General features: G+C 46.9%; 14 protein-coding genes and 1 rRNA gene. 3 read left to right on the forward strand and 12 right to left on the reverse strand.

Features of this window, described 5'->3' with window-relative positions:
- The 4 genes from FCU94_RS02580 to FCU94_RS02595 all read right to left on the reverse strand — a co-directional run.
- Positions 1–82: ribosomal RNA gene (locus tag FCU94_RS02580) — 16S ribosomal RNA — on the reverse strand; the annotation flags it as partial.
- A 451-nt stretch (positions 83–533) separates the two neighbouring features.
- The gene (hemG, locus tag FCU94_RS02585; RefSeq protein ID WP_176287000.1) at positions 534–1,061 is read right to left on the reverse strand and encodes a menaquinone-dependent protoporphyrinogen IX dehydrogenase; all 528 of its coding nucleotides are present in this window, start codon (positions 1,059–1,061) and stop codon (positions 534–536) included.
- A gap of 9 nt (positions 1,062–1,070) precedes the next feature.
- Positions 1,071–2,528 carry a TrkH family potassium uptake protein gene (locus FCU94_RS02590; RefSeq protein ID WP_176287001.1) on the reverse strand — a complete coding sequence of 486 codons (1,458 nt, stop codon included), beginning with the start codon at positions 2,526–2,528 and terminating at the stop codon, positions 1,071–1,073.
- Between the two features lie 45 nt (positions 2,529–2,573).
- Positions 2,574–3,197, reverse strand: a complete 624-nt coding sequence (locus FCU94_RS02595) for a YigZ family protein (protein WP_176287002.1) — start codon at positions 3,195–3,197, stop codon at positions 2,574–2,576.
- A gap of 255 nt (positions 3,198–3,452) precedes the next feature.
- On the opposite strand from FCU94_RS02595, the gene fadB reads away from it, so the two are divergent.
- Both fadB and fadA read left to right on the forward strand, forming a co-directional pair.
- Entirely contained in the window at positions 3,453–5,624 is a 2,172-nt protein-coding gene (fadB, locus tag FCU94_RS02600) for a fatty acid oxidation complex subunit alpha FadB (protein ID WP_176287003.1), read from the forward strand.
- A 14-nt stretch (positions 5,625–5,638) separates the two neighbouring features.
- The gene (gene fadA / locus FCU94_RS02605) at positions 5,639–6,811 is read left to right on the forward strand and encodes an acetyl-CoA C-acyltransferase FadA (protein WP_176287004.1); all 1,173 of its coding nucleotides are present in this window, start codon (positions 5,639–5,641) and stop codon (positions 6,809–6,811) included.
- Positions 6,812–6,911: 100 nt separating this feature from the next.
- Here fadA and FCU94_RS02610 read toward each other — a convergent pair whose 3' ends face one another.
- Positions 6,912–7,688: a transporter substrate-binding domain-containing protein gene (locus FCU94_RS02610; RefSeq protein ID WP_176287005.1), complete on the reverse strand. Its 777-nt coding sequence runs from the start codon at positions 7,686–7,688 to the stop codon at positions 6,912–6,914.
- A gap of 90 nt (positions 7,689–7,778) precedes the next feature.
- On the opposite strand from FCU94_RS02610, the gene FCU94_RS02615 reads away from it, so the two are divergent.
- Positions 7,779–8,519 carry an amino acid ABC transporter permease gene (locus FCU94_RS02615; protein WP_176287006.1) on the forward strand — a complete coding sequence of 247 codons (741 nt, stop codon included), beginning with the start codon at positions 7,779–7,781 and terminating at the stop codon, positions 8,517–8,519.
- 78 nt (positions 8,520–8,597) lie between these two features.
- On the opposite strand, the gene glmU is transcribed toward FCU94_RS02615, so the two are convergent.
- The 7 genes from glmU to atpF all read right to left on the reverse strand — a co-directional run bounded on the left by glmU (position 8,598) and on the right by atpF (position 15,468).
- Positions 8,598–9,959: a bifunctional UDP-N-acetylglucosamine diphosphorylase/glucosamine-1-phosphate N-acetyltransferase GlmU gene (gene glmU / locus FCU94_RS02620; RefSeq protein ID WP_176287007.1), complete on the reverse strand. Its 1,362-nt coding sequence runs from the start codon at positions 9,957–9,959 to the stop codon at positions 8,598–8,600.
- Positions 9,960–10,105: 146 nt separating this feature from the next.
- Positions 10,106–10,528 carry a F0F1 ATP synthase subunit epsilon gene (locus FCU94_RS02625; protein WP_176287008.1) on the reverse strand — a complete coding sequence of 141 codons (423 nt, stop codon included), beginning with the start codon at positions 10,526–10,528 and terminating at the stop codon, positions 10,106–10,108.
- An 18-nt stretch (positions 10,529–10,546) separates the two neighbouring features.
- Positions 10,547–11,950, reverse strand: a complete 1,404-nt coding sequence (gene atpD, locus FCU94_RS02630) for a F0F1 ATP synthase subunit beta (protein ID WP_176287009.1) — start codon at positions 11,948–11,950, stop codon at positions 10,547–10,549.
- Positions 11,951–11,985: 35 nt separating this feature from the next.
- Positions 11,986–12,852: a F0F1 ATP synthase subunit gamma gene (gene atpG, locus FCU94_RS02635; RefSeq protein WP_176287010.1), complete on the reverse strand. Its 867-nt coding sequence runs from the start codon at positions 12,850–12,852 to the stop codon at positions 11,986–11,988.
- A 42-nt stretch (positions 12,853–12,894) separates the two neighbouring features.
- Positions 12,895–14,436 carry a F0F1 ATP synthase subunit alpha gene (gene atpA / locus FCU94_RS02640; RefSeq protein ID WP_176287011.1) on the reverse strand — a complete coding sequence of 514 codons (1,542 nt, stop codon included), beginning with the start codon at positions 14,434–14,436 and terminating at the stop codon, positions 12,895–12,897.
- Positions 14,437–14,449: 13 nt separating this feature from the next.
- A complete protein-coding gene (gene atpH / locus FCU94_RS02645; protein WP_176287012.1) occupies positions 14,450–14,983 on the reverse strand; it encodes a F0F1 ATP synthase subunit delta in 534 nt (177 codons plus the stop codon).
- Between the two features lie 14 nt (positions 14,984–14,997).
- Positions 14,998–15,468, reverse strand: coding sequence for a F0F1 ATP synthase subunit B (atpF, locus tag FCU94_RS02650; RefSeq protein ID WP_176287013.1), 471 nt, complete (start codon positions 15,466–15,468; stop codon positions 14,998–15,000).
- Positions 15,469–15,533 lie beyond the last annotated feature (65 nt).

Below are 15,533 nucleotides of genomic sequence, written 5' to 3' on the forward strand. Positions count from 1 at the left end.
AGACATCTCGTTTCCGCTCGACTTGCATGTGTTAGGCCTGCCGCCAGCGTTCAATCTGAGCCATGATCAAACTCTTCAATTTAAGATTTTGTCGGCTCAATGAATACTGAACATTACATAAAGTAATGTTTGAATTGACTGTGCTGAATCTTTCGATTCAATGGTCACTTCGTTTCATTGAAACCTAATTTGAAGCCTAAGCTTCTAATTGGATTATCATCAACGAGTGCCCACACAGATTGATAGGTTTATATTGTTAAAGAGCTTTCCAGTTGAGCATTGCTCAAGTGGACGGTCATTTTAGCGATATGAAGTTTAGTGTCAACCACTTTTTTCAAACTTTTCCCAAGCGTTTCCACTTGGCTAATTGACCTTGCTAATTGGCTTAACGTTCCTGTTGAAGCGTTGCCGTGTCAGCGAGGGGGCATTATAGAGATCGCAGCTTGCTTGGCAACCTCTTTTTTCATATTTTCCGCAGTTTTTTACTGTTCGATTAAAATTCGTCCTAAAGGACCTATAAAGAGCTTCTTTCTTTATAGATTTTTAAACTTTTCGGTAAATAGAGTGACTTTTTCCCAGTTCGTGTACTCAACTTCTTTCGTGGTATCTGTCTCGCCCCCCGTCATGCTCATTATGAACTTAATCATAGTTTTATCGAACCAATGGTATCGTGGATAATAGAGCGCTCCGGCAAACACACCGATCAGGCCTGGCTGCCAAGGTGACTTTTTAAGAAAAGTTTTAATGTAAGCACTTCCCTCAGGAGTATCTTTCCCTTGCTCTTCTTTTCTAGCCGTCAAATTAACGCAAAAGAAAGCGGCTTTACTGGTTTGTAGCCCAGACAAGTGACGATCAATAAACCGATAGAGCTTTTTGTTAAGATGACCGTAGCGAATGGAAGCGCCAACCAATACTCGGTCATATTGGTTTAAGTCGATGACGTCGACGGTATGTAGATCAACAAACTCGCACTCAAAATCTTGTAACTCTGCTTCTATGTGATGGAAAATTTTCTTTGTTTGCCCTTCGCGTGTTGAATATAGGAATAGCGCTTTAGCCACATCGTCTCCTTAGCTACGCCAAAACGTCGGCGTCAGTAAAATCAGTAGAGTGAAGATTTCTAATCGACCAAAAAGCATGGAAACGATCAGAACCCATTTTGCTTTGTCGTTGATATCACCAAAATGCAGCGCGACTTCACCCAGACCAGGCCCCAAGTTATTTAAAGTGGCCGCAACGGCTGAAAAAGCACTTAACTCATCCATCCCGGTCGCGATTAAACCCAGCATACACACCACAAAGACTAAGGCATACGCCGAGAAGAACCCCCAAACGGCGTCAACCACTCGCTGTGACAGCGCACTGCCTCCGACTTTAATGGTGTAAACCGCACGCGGGTGAACTAGACGCTTCATTTCACGCACGCCTTGTAAGGTGAGTAGTAGGATGCGTATAACCTTCATTCCGCCACCAGTCGAACCCGCGCAACCGCCTATGAAAGAAGAAAACAGCAGCAAAACAGGCAAAAACAACGGCCACTCGGAAAAACCAGTTGTAGTAAATCCTGCGGTAGTAGAGATGGAGACGGTTTGAAACAACGCTTGGTCGAACGCATCATAAACCGACTGATAAGAGTGATGGTTAAGAAGAATAAGAAAACATACGATAAACAGTAGCGCCTGAATAAAGAAGAAAGCACGAAACTCAGGATCTCGCCAATAGTACTTGGGATGTACACCACCGGATGCGAACGCAGCGAAGTGCAACGAGTAGTTACAGGCTGAAATGAGCAAAAAAACCACAGTAATGAGGTTGATGGCGTAACTATCAAAATAGCCCATGCTGGCATCGTGGGTCGAAAATCCCCCAATGGCAATGGTCGAGAAGCTATGACCTATTGCATCAAAAGGCGTCATACCCGCAAGCCAAAATGCAACGGCACAAGCGATGGTTAAACTTAGATAGATATACCACAAGGCTTTCGCCGTTTCAGCGATACGCGGGGTCATCTTTGAATCTTTGACGGGACCTGGGATCTCAGCACGATATAGCTGCATACCACCAATCCCCAATACAGGAAGAATAGCGACTGCGAGTACAATGATCCCCATACCACCAAACCACTGTAAGAACTGGCGATAGAACAGTATCGCTTTAGGCAACTCATCAAGGCCGACAATCACTGTTGCTCCAGTCGTGGTAAGTGCCGAAAATGACTCAAAAAACGCATCGGTTACCGATACATTTGGGTTATCCGCAATCAAAAAAGGCAGAGAGCCAGCACTACCGATAACCGTCCAGAATAGAACAACAATCAGAAAACCATCGCGCGCTTTGAGTTCATGTCGATGGTGGCGATTGGGAAACCAACATACGGCGCCACAAAACAGCAACACGAAAAATGTCGTCACAAAGGGAACACCAGCACCGTCTCGATAGATCAAAGCGACCAACGCAGGGGCTAGCATAGAGACACTAAAAAGGGCGAGTAATAGCCCTACGATACGAATAATTGATCGAAATTGCATGAATAGATTGAATTATGAAGCGTTGCTTCCGACTTCCTGATTATCTTATTGTTTGTCCAATACGGTAACCGCTACCTTAGCACCGCTTTTATTCACTATAGTCTGGGTAAAATCGCTCACATGACGCAATTCAATCTCTACCACTAACTTGACCTGATCACTATAGTCTGCACTAACTTGATCGGCCGAAAACTGCGTTAACAGAGCATGTAAGATTGGCATAAACCCATAGTCTAACTCTAGAAGCAATTGAGTGGTTATTTTTTTCTCAATAGTTTGAAGCGACTTGAGCGCTTGTTGCACTCCACCTCCATACGCTTTAACCAAGCCACCAGTACCAAGTTTGATTCCTCCGGAATATCGGGTCACGACAGCGGTGATCTCCCCAACCCCGCTACCGGAGAGTTGGGCGAGAATCGGCTTCCCCGCGGTCCCAGAAGGCTCACCGTCGTCACTAAATCCCCACTGCATCGAGTCTTGAGGACGACCTGCAACAAACCCCCAGCAATTATGCCGCGCGTCTGCATGGCGTGCTTTTATCTGATCCACAAAAGCTTTTGCCGATTTCACGCCCGGTGTATGAGCAAGATAAGTGATGAAAACACTTTTCTTGATTTCTTCTTCAAATTGAATGGGATGAGCAGGGATAGGATACGGCTGAACGTTCATAATGGGGTGACATTGCGAGTGATGCCGGCAGTGTAACATGAGTACGATTTACTCGTCGCGTAAGATCTGCACAAGCGCACAATGTTAAACACTTGTTTAAAAAATGTATTGAATTTAACCTACAGCAAGTCCAAACTAAAATAACTGGTCTAACCAGAATATAAATATAACCACTTTCCTTTATAACGCAGTGCACTCACTGTTCAGCACTGCGCTATACACACAATCCAAGATTGTATGTCATGGAGATAGACAATGATTTACCAAGCCGAAACCCTACAGGTAAAGGAATTACAAGACGGTATCGCAGAACTTAGCTTTTGTGCTCCGGCTTCTGTGAACAAGCTCGACCTTGCGACGTTAGAGTCTCTCGATAAAGCGCTTGATGCACTCAAAGCACACCGTTCACTGAAAGGACTTCTACTCACTTCCGATAAAGACGCATTTATTGTTGGCGCTGATATTACTGAGTTTCTTGGCCTATTCGCCAAGCCAGAACAAGAGCTCGACCAGTGGTTGCGTTTCGCCAACAGCATCTTTAATAAGCTAGAGGATCTCCCTGTACCCACCGTCTCCGCGCTAAAAGGACATACTCTTGGTGGCGGATGTGAGTGTGTACTTGCTACTGACATACGCGTCGGCGATAAAACCACCAGCATAGGCCTTCCAGAAACCAAGCTGGGCATCATGCCTGGATTTGGTGGTTGTGTTCGCCTACCTCGTGTCCTTGGTGCCGACAGCGCGATGGAAATTATTACTCAAGGCAAAGCCTGCCGCGCTGACGAAGCGTTAAAGATAGGTTTGCTCGACGCCGTAGTAGAAAGCGATACTCTGTACCAGTCTGCATTGACAACACTGCAACAAGCCGTGAATGAACAACTTGATTGGAAAGCACGCCGCCAGCAAAAGACCGCACCGTTATCACTGAGTAAACTCGAGTCGATGATGAGCTTTACCATGGCAAAAGGCCTGGTGGCGCAAAAAGCGGGACCACATTACCCTGCACCGATGACTGCCGTCATCACGATTGAGGAAGGCGCGCGTTTCGCTCGCGATGAAGCGTTAGATATAGAGCGCAAGTACTTTGTAAAGTTAGCCAAATCTGATGAAGCCAAGTCTCTAGTCGGCCTGTTCCTAAATGACCAGTACATTAAAGGCATTGCCAAGAAAGCCGCTAAATCAGCGAATAAAGATACTCAGCGCGCAGCTGTGCTAGGCGCGGGCATCATGGGTGGCGGTATAGCATATCAATCGGCGCTTAAAGGGGTGCCTGTGTTGATGAAAGATATCGCTCAACCATCACTTGATCTTGGTATGACTGAAGCGTCTAAGCTGTTAAACAAACGTCTATCTCGCGGTCGTATCGACGGTTTTAAGATGGCGGGCATTTTGGCGTCCATCACTCCAAGTCTTCATTACGCTGGTATTGAAAACTCTGATGTTATCGTGGAAGCGGTGGTAGAAAACCCGAAAGTTAAAGCTGCGGTTCTGAGCGAGGTAGAGTCACACGTGAGTGAAGAGACAGTGATCACTTCAAACACCTCAACGATTCCAATTAATCTGCTCGCCAAATCACTCAAGCGCCCAGAGAACTTCTGTGGTATGCACTTTTTCAATCCCGTACATCGTATGCCGTTGGTGGAAATCATCCGTGGCGAGCACACCTCTGACGAAACGATCAACCGTGTAGTCGCTTATGCGGCGAAAATGGGTAAATCGCCTATCGTCGTCAATGACTGCCCTGGATTCTTTGTCAACCGAGTACTGTTCCCCTACTTTGGTGGTTTTAGCAAGCTGCTGCGAGATGGTGCAGACTTCACGCACATCGACAAAGTAATGGAACGACAATTTGGCTGGCCAATGGGTCCTGCTTACCTCCTTGACGTGGTAGGAATTGATACTGCTCACCACGCTCAAGATGTGATGGCACAAGGTTTCCCAGAGCGTATGGGTAAACAAGAGCGTGATGCGATTGACGCCCTGTTCGATGCGAATAAATACGGTCAGAAAAACGGTAGCGGCTTCTACAGCTACAGTGTCGACAAGCGCGGTAAGCCAAAGAAAACCTTCTCGGACGACATTATTCCGCTGCTGGCTGAAGTGTGCGCAAACAAACAAGCCTTCGATGACCAAACCATCATTGAACGCATGATGATTCCGATGGTGAACGAAGTGGTACTTTGTCTTGAAGAGAAGATCATTGCAACACCGCAAGAAGCCGATATGGCGCTGGTTTATGGTCTTGGTTTCCCTCCATTCCGTGGTGGCGTATTCCGTTACCTAGACAGTATTGGTATCGCTGAGTTTGTGGCGATGACCAACAAGTACCAGGATCTAGGTGCGATGTATCAAGCTCCACAGTTACTTATTGATATGGCAGCTAAGGGTGACACCTTCTACGGCACTCAACAGCAAGGTTCAATCTAAGGAGAGATTCTAAAATGGCTAATAATAGAAATGTTGTCGTAGTCGATTGTCTACGTACCCCTATGGGTCGCTCTAAAGGTGGGGCTTTTCGTCATACTCGCGCAGAAGACTTATCCGCGCACCTAATGCAGGGCATTTTGGCTCGTAACCCACAAGTGAATCCAAGTGAAATTGAAGACATTTACTGGGGCTGTGTGCAGCAAACGCTAGAGCAAGGCTTTAACGTTGCACGTAATGCCGCGCTACTGGCCGGACTGCCGATAGAAATTGGTGCTGTCACAGTTAACCGTTTGTGTGGCTCATCGATGCAAGCATTACACGACGGTACTCGCGCGATTATGACAGGCGACGCTGAGATCTGTTTAATTGGTGGTGTGGAGCATATGGGCCACGTGCCAATGAATCACGGTGTCGACTTCCACCCTGGTATGTCCAAAAACGTGGCCAAAGCAGCGGGTATGATGGGACTGACTGCAGAAATGCTGGGGAAAATCCACGGCATTAGCCGCGAACAGCAAGATGAGTTCGCCGCACGCTCACACGCTCGCGCACACGCTGCGACCGTAGAAGGGCGCTTTAAAAACGAAATCTTACCGACGGAAGGTCATGCTGCGGACGGGACTCTGTTTACACTCGATCACGACGAAGTGATTCGACCTGAAACAACGGTAGAGGGGTTATCTCAACTTCGTCCAGTGTTTGATCCAGCCAACGGCACCGTTACTGCCGGTACGTCATCAGCACTATCTGATGGTGCATCTGCCATGTTGATCATGAGTGAAAAGAAAGCTAACGAGTTAGGCTTAACGATTCGCGCTCGCATCAAGGGGATGGCTATCGCTGGCTGTGATCCTTCGATTATGGGATACGGTCCGGTTCCAGCGACTCAGAAAGCACTCAAACGAGCAGGGCTTTCGATTGAAGATATGGATGTCGTAGAGCTCAACGAAGCCTTTGCCGCGCAATCCTTACCCTGTGCTAAGGATTTAGGTCTGCTTGAAGTGATGGATGAGAAGGTCAACCTTAACGGTGGCGCCATTGCACTTGGTCACCCACTGGGTTGTTCTGGTTCAAGAATCTCGACCACCTTGATTAACTTAATGGAAGCCAAAGAGGCCAAATACGGACTGGCGACCATGTGTATTGGTCTTGGTCAAGGCATTGCTACTGTGTTTGAGCGTCCGTAGCACAAGCTAAATAGAAGTAAAACGCCAGCCTTGTCGGCTGGCGTTTTTTATCACTTTGTTCGCTTCAATCGATAGAACCAGTTGATTTAAGAGTAAGTAATTACAAACTCTTTAAACCCCATTTTTCTGCAGTCTTTTTAAAGAAACCTTGTGTTTTCTTCAGTTCAACCCAGTGATTAATGTAGTTAATCCAAACTTGGTCATCTTGCGGTAATAGCATAGCGATTGGCGTTGGCTTACGCGGCTCTTTGACAGGCACAATCGCCAGTTGCTTAAATTTTTCCACCAGCGTTGCGGCTTCTACGTTAGAGGTCACGGAGACATCAGCTCGGCGAGCCAACAACTCTTGGAAATCACGAGCCGGTGCTTCAATCACGATATGTTGAGCGGATGGGAAGAATTCTTTGACCATCTTCTCTTGCACGGTACCTAAGGTTGCGGCCACCTTAATATTACTATTATCAAAGTCACTCCAATCGGAGAACTTTGCTAAATCCTTTTTCTGCACCACGGGAACGAAGGCTAAGTAAAAATAGGGCTGACTGTAACCGGCTACTTTAGCGCGAGACATGTTCAATGAAGCGCTGCCAGTGATATCGTACTTATCTGCGGTAACCCCGTTAACGAGCGTTTTCCAATCCGTGGCCACATACTCGACTTCCACCCCAAGGTCTTTCGCCAACTCTTTAGTCACGTCGATATCAAAACCTTTATAACTGTTGCTGGCAGGGTCTTTCATCGTCATCGGGTTCCAATCCCCGGTTGTCCCAACTCGTAATACCCCTTTATCTAAAATCTGATGTAACCGACTGGTTTCTGCCGCCACTTGCCCGACTGACAACAAGCATAATCCAAGCGCTAAGATGAACTTGACCATTTTATCTTCCCTAAAGTTGTTATGTTTATGCCACTTCATTGATAACATAGCAGCAACAGAGGGCGTTTTTTAGTCAATACAAGGATTAATGTGATATTTCGTTACCTATTACTGGTGTCCGTATTATCAATAACCGGGTGCAGTGATTATCAATGGGGCTGGTACGTATTAGACCCAACCACCGAGCAAGGACGGACCAATGTCGAGTTTCTACTCGCTGGTTTTAGTGACACGATTCAAGTGTCCCTGCTTAGCATGTTATTTGCCATGCTGCTGGGATTACTCGTGGCCTTACCTGCCCTATCAACCCATGCTTGGGGACGAATGTTCAACCGAGTCTATGTCGAATCAGTTCGCTCGATTCCAGTGCTGGTATTGTTACTCTGGGTTTACTACGGGATGCCAACCTTATTAGATATCTCGCTGAACCACTTCTGGGCGGGCGTGATCGCGTTAACCTTAGCAGAGAGCGCATTTATGGCAGAGGTGTTCAGAGGGGGAATTCAAGCTATCACACGCGGCCAACACGAAGCTGCCGAATCTCTAGGGTTCAATTATTGGCAGAAGATGCGTTTGGTGATCCTCCCTCAAGCGTTTAGACAAATACTGCCGCCTTTGGGCAATCAATTCGTCTACATCCTCAAGATGAGTTCGCTGGTCAGCGTCATTGGTTTAAGTGACCTGACTCGACGCGCGAATGAGCTTGTTGTGAATGAGTACCTACCGTTAGAAATATATACCTTCCTTGTATTAGAGTACTTAGTGTTGATTCTTGTAGTCTCTCAAGGCGTTCGTTGGCTAGAAAAACGTATCGCGATTCCAAGCCACTAAAAGGAGCTCCTTGTTCTAACATCAGAGACAACAAAGCCGCTGATATTCAGCGGCTTTGTTGTAAAAAGTGATTAGCGCTTACTTCTGTTTTACGGGGCGCTGCCACCCAGAAACTTTCTTCTCTTTCGCGCGAGTAATCACTAACTCACCTTGTGCGACATCTTTGGTCAACGTGGTCCCAGCTCCAATAGTGGCACCATCAGCGATGGTCACAGGTGCAACCAACTGGCTGTCGGACCCAACAAACACATCATCACCAATAATGGTTTTAAACTTATTGGCGCCATCGTAATTACACGTAATGGTTCCCGCACCGATATTGGTACGTTGACCAATCTCAGCATCACCAAGATAGGTTAAATGGTTCGCTTTGGAGCCTTCTCCAATACGGGCATTTTTCACTTCGACGAAGTTACCGACATGTGAATCATTGCGCATCTCAGCCCCAGGACGTAAGCGAGTAAATGGACCTACGGTACACTCTTCACCAACCGTCGCACCTTCAATCACGCTGTAAGGACGAACAATCGTATTGTCGTCGATTTCACAATCTTTCAGTACACAACCTGCGCCAATTACCACGTTATCACCCAAAGTGACATGACCTTCGATAATCACATTGGTATCGATTTCACAATCCATTCCACATTGGAGTTCACCACGTAGATCAAAGCGAGCAGGATCGCGTAGCATCACCCCTTGCTCTAACAGTTTTTGAGCTTGCATTGATTGGAAAGCACGCTCTAAACGTGCGAGTTGAGCACGATCATTCACCCCTTCAACTTCAATAGGATTAACCGGATGAACCGCTTCAACTGCGCGGCCTTCATCGTGAGCGGCGGCAATGACGTCTGTCAGGTAGTATTCTCCCTGAGCGTTATTATTATTTAGCCCAGATAACCAACGCTTAAGATCGCCACCCGTCGCGACCATCACCCCAGTATTGATCTCTTTAATCAACTTCTGTTCATCAGTGGCATCTTTTTGTTCTACGATCGCCACAACCGGACCATTACGACGCACGATACGGCCGTATCCCATTGGGTTATCAAGCACCACAGTCAGCAACGCGATACCACCATTGGGCTGCGCATCAAGCAAGCCTTCGATAGTCTCTTCCGAGATTAACGGTACATCGCCGTAGAGCACTAAAATCTTTTCATCGTCCTCAAACTGAGGCGACGCTTGATCTACCGCGTGGCCAGTACCAAGCTGATCAGCCTGCAGTACCCAGTTGACTGACTCATTACTGAGCTCAGCTTGCATCTGGTCGCCGCCGTGGCCATAGACTAAATGAATGTTTTGCGCGCCCAAACTCTTACAGCTATCAATCACATGCTGAACCATGGGTTTGCCGGCAAGTGTATGCAAAACCTTTGGTTTGTTCGAATACATGCGAGTGCCTTTACCCGCTGCGAGGATCACCGCGCTGAACTTCATAATTAACCTATTGAGATATATTTAAAACTGAGGGGTATTCTAGACACTAATTGGGAATTAGTTAATTGATGGCGGCAAATTTTCGTTAAAAAATAAGCAAAAAGGCGGTCTATCGACCGCCTTTATTACTTGTCACAACGCAGTTATTAACGACGCTGTTTTGTCAGCTCGATAACTCGTAGCTGAGCAATGGCTTTAGCCAGTTCACTAGCCGCTTGAGCGAAGTCCATATCGCCGTGCTGATTTTGAATTGCTTCTTGAGCACGACGTTTCGCTTCTTCTGCCTTAGCTGCGTCCAGTTCATCACCACGAATAGCCGTATCAGCCAGTACAGTCGCTGTACCCGGTTGAACTTCTACCATACCACCAGAAACGTAAATAAATTCCTCGTGGCCGTGTTGCTTCACAAGTCGCACCATACCAGGCGTGATAGCGGTTAGCAGCGGTGTGTGACCATGGAAAATACCAAGTTCACCTTCGCTACCGGTCACCTGAAACGTTTCAACACGACCAGAGAAAATTTTCTTCTCTGCGCTTACTACGTCTAGGTGAAAGGTTATTGCTGCCATATCGCCTCCTAGTTAGCCTTATAGCTTCTTCGCGTTCTCGATTGCATCTTCAATTGCACCACAGTACATGAAGGCTTGCTCTGGAACGTCATCGTAATCACCAGCTAGTAGACCTTTGAAGCCACGTAGAGTCTCTTTTAGAGGTACGTAAACACCAGGGTCGCCAGTAAATACTTCTGCTACGTGGTAAGGCTGAGTTAAGAAACGTTCAATCTTACGTGCACGAGATACGACTTGCTTATCTTCTTCAGATAGCTCGTCCATACCTAGAATCGCGATGATGTCTTTCAGCTCTTTGTAGCGCTGAAGTGTCTGCTGAACGCCACGAGCGATATCGTAGTGCTCCTGACCAACGACTAGAGGATCAAGCATACGAGACGTTGAATCTAGTGGGTCAATCGCTGGGTATAGACCCATAGCAGCGATGTTACGGTTAAGTACAACCGTTGCATCCAAGTGCGCGAACGTGGTTGCTGGAGACGGGTCAGTCAAGTCATCCGCTGGTACGTATACTGCCTGTACAGACGTGATAGAACCTGATTTCGTTGACGTGATACGCTCCTGAAGTACACCCATCTCTTCTGCAAGAGTTGGCTGGTAACCTACCGCTGAAGGCATACGACCTAGCAGTGCTGATACCTCGGTACCTGCAAGTGTGTAACGGTAGATGTTATCAACGAACAGTAGAACGTCACGACCTTCGTCACGGAATTTCTCTGCCATTGTCAGACCAGTCAGTGCAACACGTAGACGGTTGCCTGGTGGCTCGTTCATCTGACCGTAAACCATCGCTACTTTTGATTCTTCAGGCTTCTCAACGTTTACAACGCCCGCTTCCTGCATCTCAAAGTAGAAATCGTTACCTTCACGAGTACGCTCACCTACACCAGCAAACACTGATAGACCAGAGTGCTGAAGTGCGATGTTGTTGATAAGTTCCATCATGTTAACGGTCTTACCTACACCTGCACCACCGAATAGACCGATTTTACCACCCTTAGCGAATGGACAAACTAGGTCGATTACTTTAACGCCAGTCTCTAGTAGAGCGATCTCGTTTGATTGCTCTTCGTAGCTTGGTGCTTCACGGTGGATAGAGTAAGTCTCTTCCGCGCCGATCTCACCACACTCGTCAATTGCGTCACCTAGAACGTTCATGATACGACCTAGGGTCTTAGTACCTACTGGTACTGAAATTGGAGCGCCGGTATTTACAACTTCCACTCCACGACGTAAACCATCAGAGCTACCCATTACGATACAACGAACTACGCCACCGCCTAGCTGTTGTTGAACCTCAAGAACTAGACGCTCTTTTGATTCAGTTACGTTCAAAGCGTCATATACACTTGGTACTTCGCTTTGTGGGAACTCTACGTCGACTACTGCACCGATGATCTGTACGATCTTACCTGTAGCCATCGTTAATCCTCTAAACTATTTCGTTTAACCTAAGCTTAAACCGCTGCCGCACCTGAAACGATTTCAGATAGTTCTTGTGTAATCGCCGCCTGACGGGCTTTGTTGTACACAAGTTCTAAATCGTCAATCAAGTTGCTTGCATTGTCTGTTGCCGCTTTCATAGCAATCATTCGAGCCGCTTGCTCACACGCAAGGTTTTCGACCACACCCTGATAAACCTGAGACTCTATGTAACGCACTAATAGCGTATCCAATAGAGGTTTTGGCTCGGGTTCGTAGATGTAATCCCATGAGTGCTCACGCTGCATCTCTTCACTGTTCGATTTAGGCAAAGGTAGTAATTGATCGATCGTTGGTTCTTGGACCATAGTGTTAACAAACTTGTTAAACACTACATATAAGCGATCCAATTCACCTTCATCGTATTTCTTCAGCATAACGCTGACAGAACCGATCAGGTCTTCAAGACTTGGGTTATCCCCTAAGCCAGATACCTGCGCCGCCACTTTTGCACCGCTGTTGTTAAAGAAAGCCGTTGCTTTTGAACCGATTAATGCCAGTTCAACCTCAGCGCCTTTCTGTTTCCAGCTTTGCATATCAGTGACAGCTTTTTTGAACACGTTAATGTTCAAGCCGCCACATAGGCCACGGTCTGTCGAAACGATGATGTAACCAACACGTTTAGCTTCACGCTCCTCTAGGTATGGATGACGATACTCTAGACTCGCGTTTGCTACGTGACCGATCACTTTACGTATTGTTTCAGCGTATGGACGGGAAGCTTCCATTGCATCTTGAGATCGACGCATTTTTGAAGCTGCTACCATTTCCATCGCTTTCGTAATCTTCTGAGTGCTTTTCACACTACCGATTTTATTACGTATCTCTTTTGCGCCGGCCATCGTTACTCTCCATTAGTTGGTGGCATTACTGCCACCGACCTATTACCAAGTTTGGGTTGCTACGAAGTCGTCAGTCAGCTTCTTAAGCTGTGCTTCAACTTCATCGTTGTATGCACCCGTCTTGTCGATCTCAGCTGCAAATTCAGCGTATTGACCGCGAGCGAACGATAGTAGAGCCGCTTCAAAATCTAGCAGTTTGTTCAGTTCAACATCTGCCAAGTAGCCGCGCTCTGCCGCAAAGATAACTAGCGCTTGGTCAAATACAGACATAGGAGCGTACTGCTTCTGCTTCATCAGTTCTGTTACTTTTTGACCGTGGTCTAGCTGTTTCTTTGTCGCTTCATCAAGGTCAGAAGAGAACTGTGCGAATGCCGCTAGTTCACGGTACTGAGCTAGTGCAGTACGGATACCGCCCGATAGCTTCTTGATGATTTTCGTCTGTGCAGAACCACCAACACGAGATACTGAGATACCAGGGTCAACCGCTGGGCGTACACCCGCGTTGAATAGTTCAGTCTGTAGGAAGATCTGACCGTCGGTAATCGAGATTACGTTTGTCGGTACGAATGCTGAAACGTCACCAGCTTGAGTTTCGATGATAGGTAGTGCAGTTAGAGAACCTGTCTTACCTTTCACTTCACCGTTAGTGAACTTTTCTACGTACTCTTCGCTTACACGAGCTGCACGCTCTAGTAGACGTGAGTGGAGGTAGAAAACGTCACCCGGGAATGCTTCACGACCTGGTGGGCGTTTTAGTAGTAGAGAGATCTGACGGTAAGCGACCGCTTGTTTAGATAGATCATCATAAACAATCAGTGCATCTTCACCGCGATCGCGGAAGTATTCACCCATCGCACAACCTGCATATGGCGCTAGGTATTGTAGCGCAGCAGATTCAGAAGCTGATGCAACAACAACGATAGTGTTTGCTAGCGCGCCGTGCTCTTCTAGTTTGCGAACTACGTTAGCGATAGTCGATGCTTTCTGACCGATAGCTACGTAGATTGAGAAAATACCAGAGTTTTTCTGGTTGATGATTGCATCGATCGCCATCGCTGTTTTACCAGTTTGACGGTCACCGATAACAAGCTCACGTTGACCACGACCGATTGGGATCATTGAGTCAACTGACTTGTAACCAGTTTGTACAGGTTGGTCAACCGATTTACGGTCGATTACACCTGGTGCAATCACTTCAACAGGCGAAGACAGTTTCGCTTCGATTGGACCTTTACCATCGATAGGCTCACCTAGCGTGTTTACTACGCGACCTAGCAATTCTGGACCAACTGGCACTTCAAGAATACGACCAGTACCTGTTACTTTCATGCCTTCCTTAAGGTCAGCATATGGGCCCATTACAACCGCACCAACCGAGTCACGCTCAAGGTTAAGTGCTAGTGCATAACGGCCACCCGGTAATTCAATCATTTCACCTTGCATCACGTCCGCTAGGCCGTGAATGCGAATGATACCATCGCTTACCGATACGATAGTACCTTCATTGCGAGCTTCACTAACAACTTCGAAAGATTCGATACGCTGTTTGATTAGATCGCTAATTTCCGTGGAATTAAGTTGCATGCTCCAATCCCCATTAAGACTGCAATGCATCGCTCAGGCGGCCTAGTTGGCCACGTGCTGAGTTATCGATGACTAAGTCTCCGGCTCTAATAATAACCCCACCAAGTAGGGCCTCATCTACGCTGCAATTCAGCTGGACTTTGCGTTCAAGACGCGTTTCAAGTTTGCTGCTGATGTCTGCTTTTTGCTGGTCAGAAAGCTCTGTCGCTGAAGTCACTTCAACGGTGATTTCTTTCTCGTGCTCTTGCTTAAGTAGCAAGAACTCAGCACATACATCAGGAAGGGCCTGTAGTCGGCCATTCTCAGCCATCACCTTAATCAGGTTTTGACCAAACTCATCAACTTGTTCGCCACATACCGCAACAAATACCTCTGCCAGTTTATCGGCAGATGTTGAGCTTGTTAAAAGCTCATGGATTTGTTCGTTATTGGCAACTTCCGCTGCGAAAGACAACATCAGACCCCATTGGTCGAGTTGGTTTCTTTCAACAGCAAAGTCAAATGCTGCTTTAGCATAGGGGCGTGCGATAGTAGTCATATCAGCCATGTGCGCCCCCAGACTTAAAGTTTTGCAGTAATGTTGTCGAGAAGATCTTTGTGCGCATCTTTATCGATACTACGCTCAAGGATTTTCTCAGCACCAGCTAAAGCCAGAGTTGCAACTTGTTTGCGCAGTTCATCGCGCGCACGGTTGCGTTCAGCTTCTAGTTCCGCTTCAGCTTGAGTAAGGATTTTTTGACGCTCAGATTGCGCTTCCTCACGGGCTTCATCTAGAATTTGAGCTTTACGCTTGTTTGCTTGCTCGATGATCTCAGTTGCTGTGCGCTTTGCTTCTTTCATTTGAGAAGAAGCATTAGCTTGAGCTAGATTCAAGTCTTTCTCAGCTCGTTCCGCCGCTTGAAGGCCGTCAGCGATTTTCTTCTGACGCTCTTCGATTGCGTTCATGATCGGCGGCCATACATACTTCATGCAGAACCACACAAACATTGCGAACGAGATTGCTTGACCTAGCAGAGTTGCGTTCATATTCACAACAGCTACCCCTCTTTATTGGACTTAGTGTTAATCAATGACAAACCGATGTTTGTCTATGAAAA

The sequence above is a fragment of the Vibrio sp. JPW-9-11-11 genome (genome assembly GCF_013369335.1).
GTDB lineage: Bacteria > Pseudomonadota > Gammaproteobacteria > Enterobacterales > Vibrionaceae > Vibrio.

Bases quoted from the DNA above. Each gene is read 5' to 3' on its own strand.
- atpH (WP_176287012.1), bottom strand. From the start codon at position 14,983: ATGGCTGATATGACTACTATCGCACGCCCCTATGCTAAAGCAGCATTT.
- atpG (WP_176287010.1), bottom strand. From the start codon at position 12,852: ATGGCCGGCGCAAAAGAGATACGTAATAAAATCGGTAGTGTGAAAAGC.
- FCU94_RS02590 (WP_176287001.1), bottom strand. From the start codon at position 2,528: ATGCAATTTCGATCAATTATTCGTATCGTAGGGCTATTACTCGCCCTT.
- fadB (WP_176287003.1), top strand. From the start codon at position 3,453: ATGATTTACCAAGCCGAAACCCTACAGGTAAAGGAATTACAAGACGGT.
- atpD (WP_176287009.1), bottom strand. From the start codon at position 11,950: ATGGCTACAGGTAAGATCGTACAGATCATCGGTGCAGTAGTCGACGTA.
- FCU94_RS02595 (WP_176287002.1), bottom strand. From the start codon at position 3,197: ATGAACGTTCAGCCGTATCCTATCCCTGCTCATCCCATTCAATTTGAA.
- fadA (WP_176287004.1), top strand. From the start codon at position 5,639: ATGGCTAATAATAGAAATGTTGTCGTAGTCGATTGTCTACGTACCCCT.
- FCU94_RS02610 (WP_176287005.1), bottom strand. From the start codon at position 7,688: ATGGTCAAGTTCATCTTAGCGCTTGGATTATGCTTGTTGTCAGTCGGG.
- FCU94_RS02625 (WP_176287008.1), bottom strand. From the start codon at position 10,528: ATGGCAGCAATAACCTTTCACCTAGACGTAGTAAGCGCAGAGAAGAAA.
- glmU (WP_176287007.1), bottom strand. From the start codon at position 9,959: ATGAAGTTCAGCGCGGTGATCCTCGCAGCGGGTAAAGGCACTCGCATG.
- atpA (WP_176287011.1), bottom strand. From the start codon at position 14,436: ATGCAACTTAATTCCACGGAAATTAGCGATCTAATCAAACAGCGTATC.